Here is a 12,078-nt window from a genome sequence, read left to right on the forward strand (position 1 = left end):
ATCGCCGTGACCGCTGCCCAGACTCCGCCCAGCCCCTCCATCAAGGACCAGGTCTCCGCCGCCGAGTGGCAGACCCGCATCGACCTGGCCGCCTGCTACCGCCTGATCGCCCTGTACGGCTGGGACGACCTGATCTTCACCCACATCTCCGCCAAGGTGCCCGGCACCGAGGACTTCCTCATCAACCCCTACGGGATGATGTTCCACGAGATCACCGCCTCCAGCCTGGTGAAGGTCGACCTGGCCGGCAACAAGCGGATGGACAGCCCCTACGACATCAACCCCGCCGGCTACACCATCCACAGCGCCATCCACGAAGTGCGCCAGGACGTCGGCTGCGTGCTGCACATCCACACCCCGGCTGGCATCGCCGTCTCGGCACAGAAGCAGGGCCTGCTGCCGCTCTCCCAGCAATCCCTGTTCGTCCTCGCCAGCCTGGCCTACCACGGCTACGAAGGCGTGGCCCTGCACCACGAGGAGAAGGCCCGCCTGCAGGCCGACCTCGGCAGCGCCAACTTCATGATCCTGCCCAACCACGGCCTGCTCACCGCCTTCGGCAGCATCGCCGACGCCTTCCTCGGCATGTTCACGATGCAGCGCGCCTGCGAAGTGCAGGTGATGGCCCAGAGCGGCGGCGGCGAACTGATCCACATCCCGCAGCAGATTCTCGACGGCGCCCGGCAGATGATCGCCGGCGTGATGAAGAGCCCCACCGGCATGGGCGGCGCGCTGCCGTGGCCGGCGCTGCTGCGCAAGCTCGACCAGCAGAACCCCGGGTACCGCGACTGATGGCCCTGCCGGGTATCCCCCTGGGTGACTGGCGCGCCCAGGGCCGCGACCTGCTGTTCCAGCGCCACCGCATCCGCTACTGGGCGGCCGGGCAGGGCGAGCCGCTGCTGCTGATCCACGGCTTCCCCACCGCCGCCTGGGACTGGCACTACCTGTGGCAGCCCCTGGCCGAGCGCTACCGGGTGATCGCCTGCGACATGCTCGGCTTCGGCGACTCCGACAAGCCGCGCGGCCACGACTATCGGCTGCTGGAACAGGCCGACCTGCAGCAGGCCCTGGTGCGCCACCTGGGCATCGACGGCCCGCTGCACCTGCTGGCCCACGACTACGGCGACAGCGTCGCCCAGGAACTGCTGGCGCGGCACCACGAAGGCCGCGCCCGCATCGCCAGTTGCGTGTTCCTCAACGGTGGCCTGTTCCCCGAGGCCCACCACCCGGTGCTGGTGCAGAAACTGCTGCTCAGCCCCCTGGGGGCCCTGATCGGCCGGTTTTTTTCCCGCGCCAAGCTGGGGGCGAACTTCGGCAAGATCTTCGGCCCGGCGACCCAGCCTTCGGCAGCGGAACTGGACGACTTCTGGAGCCTGGTGGCCGCCCACGATGGCCCGGCGGTGATGCACCGGCTGATCCGCTACATCCCCGAGCGCCGCGAGCAGCGCGACCGCTGGGTGGCCGCCATGCAGAAAGGCGGCGTACCGCTGCGGCTGATCGACGGTGTCGTCGACCCCATCTCCGGTGCCCACATGGTGGCGCGCTACCGTGAGCTGATCCCCGAGCCCGACACCGTGCTCCTCGAACACATCGGCCATTACCCGCAGACCGAGGCACCGAACCAGGTCCTGCAGCATTACCTGGCGTTCCGCCAGGCCCTGGAGAACCCTGCATGAAACGACGTCGACTCCTGCAACTGACCGCCCTCGGGGGCGTGGCCGCTGCAGGCGCCGGCTACTGGACGTTCGCCTAGGGGCGCTTCCCGGAGCCGTCCGGTAGTGCATTCGGAATAATCCGGCAGCCTGCCAGCGGCTCCTCGGCCTAGCATCGCGGCCTCACTTTCCAAGATGCGCCCGGGCTCAGTGCCCGGGCTCGGAGGTCACATGCTGTACAAGCTGCTGGTGCTGCTGCATCCCTTCTTCCGCATCGCCGGGCGTGGCCTGGCGATCCTCCTGCTGCTGGCCAGCTTCGGCCTGGTGGCCTACGCCGCCTACTACGAGAACGCCCCCTGGGTCTGGTTCAGTTGCGTCGGCTGCTTCGTCGCCTGCCTGCTGGTGACCCTGCTCTGCACCTTCTACAACTGGTGGCTGTTCAAGCTGCGCCCGCGTGGCGCGCTGTTCATGCCCTTCGACTGAGCCGCCGCCGGGCGCTCTGCGACGCGCCCGGCCATCCCCCGCCGTTATCGCCCACCATTCATGGCCGTCGACCTTTCTTGTCGGCCGGGCAGCACTGCAGGACACTCGGCCGATACCCGAAACTGCCCTGGAGTCCATTGCATGAGCGAATCGATCCGTTTCGAAGACAAAGTGGTCATAGTCACCGGCGCCGGTGGCGGTCTTGGCCGCGCCCATGCCCTGCTGTTCGCCAAGCACGGCGCCAAGGTGGTGGTGAACGACCTGGGCGGCAGCACCCATGGCGAGGGCGCCAACGCCTCCGCCGCCGACCGCGTGGTGGCCGAGATCCGCGAAGCGGGCGGCACCGCCGTGGCCAACCATGACTCCGTCACCGACGGCGACAGGATCGTGCAGACAGCCCTGGATCACTTCGGCCGCATCGACGTGGTGGTCAACAACGCCGGCATCCTGCGCGACAAGACCTTTCACAAGATGGAAGACGCCGACTGGGAGCTGGTCTACAAGGTCCACGTCGAAGGCGCCTACAAGGTCACCCGCGCCGCCTGGCCGCACCTGCGCGAGCAGGGCTATGGCCGGGTGATCTTCACCTCGTCCACCTCCGGCATCTACGGCAACTTCGGCCAGTCCAACTACGGCATGGCCAAGCTCGGCCTCTACGGACTGACCCGCACCCTGGCCATCGAAGGCCGCAAGAACAACATCCTGGTCAACGCCATCGCCCCCACCGGCGGCACCCGCATGACCGAAGGCCTGATCCCGCCCCAGGTGTTCGAGCAGCTCAAGCCCGAGCTGGTCAGCCCCCTGGTGGTGTTCCTCGGCAGCGAGCAGTGCCAGGAAACCTCCGGCCTGTTCGAAGTGGGCGGCGGCTGGATCGGCAAGGTGCGCTGGGAGCGCAGCCTGGGCGCCGGCTTCGATCCGCGCCAGGGCTTCAGCGTCGAAGACGTGGCCGCCAGTTGGCAGCAGATCTGCGACTTCGAAGGCGCCGCCCACCCGGCGGACAACGTCGAAGCCCTCAAGGAAATGATGGCCAACCTGCAGAAATACACGGGTTGATCCCGCCAGACTCCTAGGGAATTCCGCCAGCAGGCTGAACACCTCCCCGGGAACGCACTAGGGTGAAGGCCGGCAATCTTGCCGGCCTTTTTCATGCCTGCGTTTACCCCCCAAGGAGTCCCCGATGAGCATCCGCGTCGAAAAGCACGGCCCCATCACCACCCTGACCATCGACCGCCCGCAGGTGCGCAACGCCGTCGACCGGCCCACTGCCGAGGCCCTGGCTGCGGCGCTGCGGGCCTTCGAGGCTGACGATGACGCGCGGGTGGCGGTGCTCACCGGCAGCGGCGGCACCTTCTGCGCCGGTGCCGACCTGGTGGCGGTGGCCGAAGACGGCGAGCGGCGCAACCGCCTGGAGGTGGACGGTGACGGACCCATGGGGCCGAGCCGCATGCAACTGGCCAAGCCGTTGATCGCCGCCATCGAAGGCCATGCCGTGGCCGGCGGCCTGGAGCTGGCGCTGCTGGCGGACCTGCGGGTGATGGCCGCGGACGCCGTGCTCGGTGTGTTCTGCCGGCGCTTCGGCGTGCCGCTGATCGACGGCGGCACTGTGCGCCTGCCGCGCATCGTCGGCCAGGGGCGGGCGCTGGACCTGATCCTCACCGGGCGCCCGGTGCAGGCCGCCGAGGCGCTCGCCATCGGCCTGGTGAACCGCGTGGTGCCGGCCGGGTCGGCGCTGGAGGCGGCGCAAGCCCTGGCGCGGGAGATCGCCGCCTTTCCGCAGCGCTGCCTGCTCGCCGACCGCGCCAGCGCCTATGCCCAGTGGAACCTGCCGTTCGAGGCCGCCATCGCCCATGAATTCGAGGGCGGCCTGGCGGTTATCCACAGTGGCGAAACCCGCGCCGGCGCCCAGGCCTTCAGCGCCGGCAAGGGGCGTCACGGGCAGTTTTCCTGACGGCGGGTTGTGGGCACAGATTCGTTCGCTGAACACCGTCCGTGGGAGCGGTTTCAACCGCGAATTGGCAGGCTCGGTGTGACCGATGGCATTTGTTTGGTGGAGGTAAAGAGCGACCTCCACCCTACGCCTGGCATCTGCCACGGCGCTTCCCCTGTAGGGGCGAATTCATTGGCTCTGTCTGCGTTAAGTGTTGCTGGAGGATTTGGAGCCCGGTTGATTGCCGAGTCTTGCTGATGGGGTCTGTTTCGCCTTGCCGGGCGAGTTTCTTTCTTCAATCGCCAAGAAAGAAACCAAAGAGGCTCGCCCCTGCATACGGCCCGACTGCGTCGGGTTCCCTCGCTCCATCATCGTTTCAGGGGCCCGGCGTAACGGGCCATCCATGGCCCAGTACGCCTTTCGCGACATCCATGTCGCTCAACCCCTGAAACGACGATTGCGCTCGGCCTCCTGAAAGGGGCGTTTGGCCGCTGCTCCAACATCGATGCTCAATACTTCACGTTGATGTGCGTATCACCACCGGGTGGACGCCGTGGCTGGCGGCTTTCGTAGGATGGTGTAGAGCGAAGCGAAACCCATGCGGTGGGTGTGCCAGGAATCCAGAATCGTCCTGAAAGCGTCGTGCTTGAGCCTTTTCGTTGAATCCACAACAGCTAACGCAGGTAGAGCCAATTCATTCACCCAGGAGCGCGCAGCACTCCCGGGCCACGCCGCCAGGCTCAGCGGCTGATGATGACGTAGGTCTTGCGCAGGGTTTCCTTCACGTCCCACACGCCCAGGCTGTTGGCGGGCAGCAGCAGGGCGTCGCCGGCCTTGATCTCGATGGGCTCGCCGCCGTCCGGGGTGAAGGTGCAACTGCCGTGGGTGAAGTGGCAGAACTCCTGCTCGACGATCTGCCGGCGGAACTTGCCGGGGCTGCATTCCCATACGCCGGTTTCCACGCCGTCGGTGCGCTCGACGGAATGCACGCGGGTATGGGGCACCGGCTCGCCGACGGGCACCGGCACCGGGCTGGGTTCGGACAGGGGCAGGGTGTGGGTGTTCTGCAGCAGGGTGGCTTTCATGCAAGGGCTTCCGATCAGGGGGGAGGGGGCTGCGCGGCGGGGCCGCGTCAGCGCATGAGGCTTTCCATGAAGGCGGCCAGGCGCACGGCCAGGGCTCGCCGCCAGGGGGCGCTGTGGGGGTTGGCCAGCACCCGGTCCTCGTGGACGAAGCTGCGGATGATGGCGTTGTAGCCGAGCCAGCGGCAGGGCTCCGGCTCCCAGGCGGCGAGGCGGTCCAGCGGGCCGTCGCCAAGTACCCAGGGCTGGCGGGTGAGCAGCGTCTCGCGGCCGAGGATGAGGTCGGCCAGGGTGCGCCCGCCCAGGTTGGTGGCGCCGACGCCTTCGCCGCCGTAGCCGCCGGAGAGGGCGATGCCGTTGGCGCGGTCCACCAGCATGTGCGGCTGGAAGCGCCGGGCCATGCCGAGGTTGCCGCCCCAGCTGTGGGTCAGGCGCACGTTGCGCAACATGGGGAACAGCTCGCCGAACAGGTAGCGGCGCAGGCCCACTTCCTCGTCGTCGAGGTTGAAGTCTTCCCGCAGGCGGCCGCCGAAGCGGTAGCCGCCCCGGGCGCCGAAGGCCAGGCGGTTGTCGGCAGTGCGCTGGCCGTAGGTGACCTGGCGGCTGAATTCGCTGAACGCCTGGCCCTGTTCCAGGCCGATCTCGGCCCAGGTGGATTCCGGCAGCGGCTCGGTGGCCACCAGCAGGCTCTGCACCGGCAACTGGTAGCGCCCCAGGGGCGGCAGCGCTGCGGCGTAGCCTTCCACGGCGGGCACCACCCAGCGCGCTTTCACCTCGCCCTGCAGCGTGGTGACCCGGCCCGGTGCCCAGTCGGTGACCCGGCTCTGTTCGAACACCTGCACGCCGAGGCGCTCCACGGCGCTGGCCAGGCCGCGCACCAGGCGGGCCGGCTGGATAGTGGCGCAGTGCGGGCTGTAGAGGCCGCCCAGGGCCCCGGCCACGCGGATGTGCCCGGCCAGTTCGTGGGGCGCGAGCCAGCGGTAGTCGTCATCGTTCAGGCCTTCGGCGTGGAGGTCGTCGAGGTAGTGACGCAGGCGGGTTTCCTGCTCCGGGTAGCGGGCCGCGCAGTAGAGCACGCCGCCCTTGCGGTAGTCGCAGTCGATGCCCTCGCGGGTGAGCACCTCGGCCACCTCGTCGGGGATGCCGTGGAGCAGGTCCCAACTGGCGCGGCGCTCTTCACGGGGCAGGCGGGCCAGGGCGCGGTCCTCGCCCAGCAGGTTGCCCATCAGCCAGCCGCCGTTGCGCCCGCTGGCGCCGAAGCCGGCGATTTCCGACTCCAGCACCACCACCTTCAGTTCGGGGGCCTGGCGCTTGAGGTAGTAGGCGGTCCACAGGCCGGTGTAGCCGGCGCCGATGATGGCGACGTCGGCCTCCAGGCTGCCGCCCAGGGCCGGGCGGGGCGTGAGGGGCTCGTCGAGCTGGTCCATCCACAGGCTGATCGATTTCCAGGCCGGCATGGGCATTCCTCGGGTCTAAAGGGATCGTGGGCGGCAAGCCTAGTGGCTGCCGGTCGCCTTGTCGTGCGCGCGGGCACGCCGACAAGGCGGCGGGGCGCTCAGCCCTCGGCCTGCAGGCGCTTGAGGTAGGCCTTGGGCGACAGGCCGGTGTGCTGGCGGAAGCAGCGGTAGAAGGCCGAGAGGGAGTTGAAGCCGGCGGCGAAGGCTTGCTCGTCGATGCGTGCCACCGAGCGTTGCGCCTCCAGTTGGGCCAGCAGGTGACGCAGGCGCGCCTGGTTCACGTACTGGTAGAAGCTCTGGCCGAGCATCTGGTTGAGCAGGTAGGAAATCTGGTTGCGGGTGTAGCCGGTGGCGGTGGCCACCTGGTGCAGGTCCAGGGCCGGGTCGAGGTAGGGCTGGCTGCGCTGGAAGTAGTCCTCCAGGTCCCGCGCCAGCAGGCTCAACTGGCGGGCGGAGAGGCCCAGGCGGCTGGCGGCCGGGCGGCTGGAGCGCTCGGGCTCGCCGCTGGCGCGGGCATCGGCCACCAGCAGGGCGTACTCGTTGATGCGCCAGATCAGCCCGTCACGAACGGTAATGGCCTCGCTGGTACGAAAGGTACCGCTGCGGCCGACCCGCAGGCTGTACTGGATGAAGGCGGTGTCGCCGTCCACGCGGATGCGGTCGCTGTGCACCAGGAAGTCGTCCGGGGCGCTGGGCATGGTGGCGCGCACGTAGTCGCCCAGCTCCGCCAGGCGCATGCAGCGGTTCTGGAAGAAGTCGTTGTATTCTACCTCGGGGTGGTAGAGGGCGAGCACGGCGTCGATGTCGCGCGCCTTCCAGCTCAGGTGATAGCGCATCACCACCTCGCGGGTGGCCAGGGTCTGGGCGTCGGTGTCGTTCATGGCGGTGGCCGGTGGGGCAAAGCGGGGAGGATGCCAAAGCCCCGCGCGGCCTCACAAGGCCCTCTGAGACGCCTGCGGCGGCGGTGGATTCACTCTTTAGAGCGACAGGGATGAATCCCTCCTTGGTGCGCTTATCGCCTGCGCGGGTGACTGGTTAGGGTGGTGCCCTCCTTACACCCACCAGGAAAGCCGCATGACAAAAACAACAACGCGCGCAGTTTTCCGGCCGCACGCGCTGGCCGTCGCCATCACCCTGGGTTGCGCCACCCAGGCCCAGGCCGTGGACTTCAACATCGGCGAGATCGAGGGGCAGTTCGACTCCTCGCTCTCCGTCGGCGCCAGTTGGTCCATGCGCAACGGCGACCCGGACCTGATCAGCACCGTGAACGGCGGCAAGGGCCAGTCGTCCACCGGTGACGACGGCCGCCTCAACTTCAAGAAGGGCGAGACCTTCTCGAAGATCTTCAAGGGCATCCACGACCTGGAGCTGAAGTACCGCGACACCGGCATCTTCCTGCGCGGCAAGTACTGGTACGACTTCGAGCTGAAGGACGAGGACCGCCGCTTCAAGCCCATCAGCGACCACAATCGCAAGGAGGGCTCCAAGTCCGCCGGCGCGCAACTGCTGGATGCGTTCGTCTACCACAACTACACAATCGCCGACCTGCCGGGGAACGTCCGCCTCGGCAAGCAGGTGGTGAGCTGGGGCGAGAGCACCTTCATCGGCAACAGCATCAACGCCATCAACCCGGTGGACGTCTCCGCCTTCCGCCGTCCCGGCGCCGAGATCAAGGAAGGCCTGATCCCGGTGAACATGTTCTACCTGTCCCAGACCCTCACCGACCAGCTCAGCGTGGAAGGCTTCTACCAGTTGGAATGGGACCAGACCGTGCTGGACAACTGCGGCACCTTCTTCGGTGGCGACGTGGCCGCCGATGGCTGTGTGACCGGCTACACCGTGGGCTCCCCGGCCATCGCGCCGCTGCAGCCCATCGCCGCGGGCTTCGGCCAGGGCTTCCAGGTGGCCCGCGAGGGCGTGATCCTGCCCCGTGGTGGCGACCGCGACGCCCGCGACTCCGGCCAGTTCGGCGTAGCCCTGCGCTGGCTGGGCGACGAGACCGAGTACGGCGCGTACTTCATGAACTACCACAGCCGCACGCCGCTGGTGGGCACCCAGACCGCCAGCGCCGCGACCCTCGCCGCACTGCCCGGGATCATCAGCACGGCCAACGGCATCGTTGCCGGTTCGGGCGCTGGGCTGGCGCAGAGCACCCTGCTGGGCAACGGCCGCTACTACCTGGAGTACCCCGAGGACATCCGGCTCTACGGCCTGAGCTTCTCCACCACCCTGCCCACCGGCACCGCCTGGAGCGGCGAGATCAGCTACCGCCCGAACGCACCGATCCAGCTCAACACCAACGACGTGACCCTGGCCCTGGTCAACCCGCTGGCCGGTGGCACTGCCTCGCCCATCGCCACTTCGGCCGGCGCCGACAACACCGGCTACAGGCGCAAGGAAATCACCCAGGTGCAGACCACCCTGACCCACTTCTTCGACCAGGTCCTGGGTGCCGAGCGCCTGACCCTGGTGGGCGAAGTCGGCCTGGCCCGCGTCGGCGGCCTGGAGAACCCCCGCGAGCTGCGCTACGGGCGTGACTCGGTCTACGGCACCTACGGCTTCGGCGGCGACACCCACGGCTTCGTCACCCGCACTTCCTGGGGCTACCGCACCCGCGCTGTGCTGGACTACGCCAACGTCATCGCCGGCATCAACCTCAAGCCCAACGTGGCCTGGTCCCACGACGTCGACGGCTACGGCCCCAACGGCCTCTTCAACGAAGGCGCCAAGGCCCTGAGCATCGGCCTCGATGCCGACTACCAGAACACCTACACCGCCAGCCTCAGTTACACCGACTTCTTCGGCGGCAAGTACAACACCCTGGTGGACCGCGACTTCCTCGCCGTCAGCTTCGGCATGAACTTCTGAGTGGACGAAACGACTATGCGCAAGACCCTCCTGCAAAGCACCGCCCTGGCCCTCAGCCTGCTGGCCAGCCAGGTGATGGCCGCAGTTTCCGCCGATGAAGCCGCCCAGCTCGGCACCACCCTCACCCCCCTGGGCGCGGAGCAGGCCGGCAATGCCGACGGCAGTATCCCCGCCTGGACCGGCGGCATCGGCAAGGACGCCGGGGCCGTGGACGCCAAGGGCTTTCTCGCCGACCCCTTCGCCAACGAGACACCGCTGTTCACCATCACCGCGCAGAACGTGGACCAGTACAAGGACAAGCTCTCCGACGGCCAGGTGGCGATGCTCAAGCGCTACCCCGAGACCTACCGCATCCCGGTGTACCCCACCCACCGCACGGTGAACGTGCCCCAGGCGGTGCAGGACGCGGCGAAGAAAAGCGCGCTGTACGTCCAGCCCATCAACGATGGCAACGGCCTCGCCCACTTCACCGAAAGCCGCTACTACGCCTTCCCCATCCCCAAGAGCGGCGTCGAGGTGATCTGGAACCACGTCACCCGCTACCGGGGCGGCAACCTGCGTCGGGTCATCACCCAGGCCACGCCCCAGGTGAACGGCTCCTACACCCCCATCCGCTTCGAGGAAGAAGTGGCCGTGCCCCAGGAGATGCCCGACCTGCCGGCCGCCAAGGGCGAGAACGTGCTGACCTTCTTCAAGCAGCAGGTCACCGCCCCCTCGCGCCTGGCCGGCAACGTGCTGCTGGTGCACGAAACCCTCGACCAGGTGAAGGAGCCGCGCCTGGCGTGGATCTACAACGCCGGCCAGCGCCGCGTGCGCCGTGCGCCCCAGGTGGCCTACGACGGCCCCGGCACCGCCGCCGACGGCCTGCGCACCTCGGACAACTTCGACATGTTCTCCGGCGCACCGGACCGCTACGACTGGAAGCTGGTGGGCAAGAAGGAGATGTACATCCCCTACAACAGCTACAAGCTGGACTCGCCCTCGCTCAAGTACGACGACATCATCAAGGCCGGCCACATCAACCAGGACCTGACCCGCTACGAACTGCACCGCGTGTGGGAGGTGGTGGCCACGGTGAAACCGGGTGAGCGGCACATCTACGCCAAGCGCCACATGTACATCGACGAAGACAGTTGGCAGGTGGCCCTGGTGGACCACTACGACGGTCGTGGCCAGTTGTGGCGCGTCGCCGAGGGCCACGCCCAGTTCTACTACCATCACCAGGTACCGGCTTACACCCTGGAGGCGCTGTACGACATCATCGCCGGCCGCTACCTGGCCCTGGGCATGAAGAACGAAGAGAAGCGCAGCTTCGAGTTCGGCTTCGTCGGCAAGGCTGCCGACTACACCCCGGCCGCCCTGCGCAACGCCGGCGTTCGCTAGTTGTCCCACCCGCGCACAAGGACGTGCGCGGTCCCTTGCTTGTCAGTGACGCATGACAGCGGCCTTCGGGCCGCTTTTTTGTGGCGGTGTCCCAATCCTCCTCGCGGCTCGCCTGGCAAGGCGCACCGCAATCCATTCGCAACGTTCGATGACCAGCCTGGCACCGCACACTCGGCCCCGTCCCTTATGGCCCCGGATCAGAGGGCTGAATGATCCTTCAACAAGCCCACCCCTCGCGCCTAGGGTGGCGCCACGAGCAGCCCTGAACAGAACAAGAGGCAGCCGGCATGTCCTCACTGAACCTCATCGCGCCACCGGTGTGTCTGCCCAGGCTGCCGGCCCTGCATGTCGCCCGTCCCCGGCTGGTGGAACCCCTGCTGGCCAGCGCCGCGCGCCTGCGCCTGCTCTGTGCGCCCGCCGGCTGTGGCAAGAGCGTGCTGCTGCTGGAGTGCGCCCAGCGCCGGCCCCCGGGCCATGCCCTGCACTGGCTGCCCCTGGGCGGCAGCGAGGGCGAGGCCGGGTTGCGCGCCATCCTCGCCTCCGCGCTCGGGCTGGAGGCGGACGACGAGCCCAGCCTGCTGCGCGCCCTGGCCGTCTGGCGCAGCCCCACCTGGCTGATGCTGGACGACTACGCCCGCCAACCCGACCCCGCCCTCGACGCCTGCCTCGACCGACTCATCGCCGCCAGTGGCGGCGCCATCACCTGGTGGCTGAGCACCCGCCGCCGCCCCGCCTGCAACCTCCCGCGCCTGCTGATCGACGGCGACCTGCTGGAGTTCGACGCCGCCACCCTGGCCTTCCAGTCCAACGAACTGGTGCCGCTGCTGCGGGACTCCCGCCAGCCCTGGCCGACCGATGCGCCCGCGCGCCTGCACGAGCGCACCGGCGGTTGGTGCGCCGGGGTGCGCATGGCCCTGCTGGAGCCGGTGGAGTGGGGCTTTGCCGATCCGCTGCAGCGCCAGGCCCTGTCCACCACCCTCATGGGCTACCTGGATCACGAACTGTTCGCCGGCCTGGGCCAGGAGCTCAGCGAAGCCTGGCACGCCCTGGTGCACCTGCCGCGCTTCAATGCCGACCTCTGCGAATACCTGTTCGGCCCGGGGGAGGGCGCCGGCCTGCTGCGTGAGCTGGAAGCCCTCGGCGGCTTTGTCGAGAGCGTGCCGGAGGCGCCCGGCTGGTTCCGCCTGTTCCCGCCCCTGGCCCGGCAGGTGCGCGCCCGCGATGGCAGC

General features: G+C 68.4%; 10 protein-coding genes and 1 pseudogene. 8 read left to right on the forward strand and 3 right to left on the reverse strand.

The window, feature by feature from the left end:
- The first annotated feature begins 6 nt into the window (after nt 1-6).
- From A9G05_RS18165 to A9G05_RS18185, 5 genes are all read left to right on the forward strand, one after another.
- On the forward strand, nt 7-789 hold the full coding sequence (locus A9G05_RS18165) for a class II aldolase/adducin family protein (protein ID WP_069562316.1): 783 nt from the start codon (nt 7-9) through the stop codon (nt 787-789).
- Entirely contained in the window at nt 789-1,673 is an 885-nt protein-coding gene (locus tag A9G05_RS18170) for an alpha/beta fold hydrolase (RefSeq protein WP_069562307.1), read from the forward strand. The genes A9G05_RS18165 and A9G05_RS18170 overlap by 1 nt, the downstream gene beginning before the upstream one ends.
- Before the next feature lie 207 nt (nt 1,674-1,880).
- Nucleotides 1,881-2,132 (forward strand): hypothetical protein, encoded by a 252-nt coding sequence (locus A9G05_RS18175; protein ID WP_069562308.1) that lies wholly within the window; start codon nt 1,881-1,883, stop codon nt 2,130-2,132.
- Nucleotides 2,133-2,273: 141 nt separating this feature from the next.
- Nucleotides 2,274-3,185: an SDR family oxidoreductase gene (locus A9G05_RS18180; RefSeq protein ID WP_069562309.1), complete on the forward strand. Its 912-nt coding sequence runs from the start codon at nt 2,274-2,276 to the stop codon at nt 3,183-3,185.
- Nucleotides 3,186-3,309: 124 nt separating this feature from the next.
- Nucleotides 3,310-4,080 carry a crotonase/enoyl-CoA hydratase family protein gene (locus A9G05_RS18185; protein ID WP_069562310.1) on the forward strand — a complete coding sequence of 257 codons (771 nt, stop codon included), beginning with the start codon at nt 3,310-3,312 and terminating at the stop codon, nt 4,078-4,080.
- A 719-nt stretch (nt 4,081-4,799) separates the two neighbouring features.
- Here A9G05_RS18185 and A9G05_RS18190 read toward each other — a convergent pair.
- From A9G05_RS18190 to A9G05_RS18200, 3 genes are all read right to left on the reverse strand, one after another.
- Complete coding sequence (locus A9G05_RS18190) at nt 4,800-5,144, reverse strand: cupin domain-containing protein (RefSeq protein WP_069562311.1); 345 nt, start codon at nt 5,142-5,144, stop codon at nt 4,800-4,802.
- A gap of 47 nt (nt 5,145-5,191) precedes the next feature.
- Nucleotides 5,192-6,598 (reverse strand): FAD-binding oxidoreductase, encoded by a 1,407-nt coding sequence (locus A9G05_RS18195; protein ID WP_069562312.1) that lies wholly within the window; start codon nt 6,596-6,598, stop codon nt 5,192-5,194.
- Between the two features lie 98 nt (nt 6,599-6,696).
- Nucleotides 6,697-7,434, reverse strand: a complete 738-nt coding sequence (locus A9G05_RS18200; protein ID WP_044411493.1) for a nuclear transport factor 2 family protein — start codon at nt 7,432-7,434, stop codon at nt 6,697-6,699.
- Between the two features lie 238 nt (nt 7,435-7,672).
- On the opposite strand from A9G05_RS18200, the gene A9G05_RS18205 reads away from it, so the two are divergent.
- From A9G05_RS18205 to A9G05_RS18215, 3 genes and pseudogenes are all read left to right on the forward strand, one after another.
- Entirely contained in the window at nt 7,673-9,466 is a 1,794-nt protein-coding gene (locus A9G05_RS18205; RefSeq protein WP_069562313.1) for a DUF1302 domain-containing protein, read from the forward strand.
- A gap of 15 nt (nt 9,467-9,481) precedes the next feature.
- Complete coding sequence (locus tag A9G05_RS18210) at nt 9,482-10,849, forward strand: DUF1329 domain-containing protein (protein ID WP_069562314.1); 1,368 nt, start codon at nt 9,482-9,484, stop codon at nt 10,847-10,849.
- 287 nt (nt 10,850-11,136) lie between these two features.
- A pseudogene (locus A9G05_RS18215) lies at nt 11,137-12,078 on the forward strand (helix-turn-helix transcriptional regulator); the annotation flags it as partial.

Origin of the sequence: Pseudomonas sp. ENNP23, assembly GCF_001728945.1 — a bacterium.
GTDB lineage: Bacteria > Pseudomonadota > Gammaproteobacteria > Pseudomonadales > Pseudomonadaceae > Metapseudomonas > Metapseudomonas otitidis.

Excerpts from the sequence above, each read along its gene's own strand:
- A9G05_RS18170 (WP_069562307.1), top strand. The coding sequence starts at position 789 with ATGGCCCTGCCGGGTATCCCCCTGGGTGACTGGCGCGCCCAGGGCCGC.
- A9G05_RS18175 (WP_069562308.1), top strand. The coding sequence starts at position 1,881 with ATGCTGTACAAGCTGCTGGTGCTGCTGCATCCCTTCTTCCGCATCGCC.
- A9G05_RS18180 (WP_069562309.1), top strand. The coding sequence starts at position 2,274 with ATGAGCGAATCGATCCGTTTCGAAGACAAAGTGGTCATAGTCACCGGC.
- A9G05_RS18185 (WP_069562310.1), top strand. The coding sequence starts at position 3,310 with ATGAGCATCCGCGTCGAAAAGCACGGCCCCATCACCACCCTGACCATC.
- A9G05_RS18190 (WP_069562311.1), bottom strand. The coding sequence starts at position 5,144 with ATGAAAGCCACCCTGCTGCAGAACACCCACACCCTGCCCCTGTCCGAA.
- A9G05_RS18195 (WP_069562312.1), bottom strand. The coding sequence starts at position 6,598 with ATGCCGGCCTGGAAATCGATCAGCCTGTGGATGGACCAGCTCGACGAG.
- A9G05_RS18200 (WP_044411493.1), bottom strand. The coding sequence starts at position 7,434 with ATGCGCTATCACCTGAGCTGGAAGGCGCGCGACATCGACGCCGTGCTC.
- A9G05_RS18205 (WP_069562313.1), top strand. The coding sequence starts at position 7,673 with ATGACAAAAACAACAACGCGCGCAGTTTTCCGGCCGCACGCGCTGGCC.
- A9G05_RS18210 (WP_069562314.1), top strand. The coding sequence starts at position 9,482 with ATGCGCAAGACCCTCCTGCAAAGCACCGCCCTGGCCCTCAGCCTGCTG.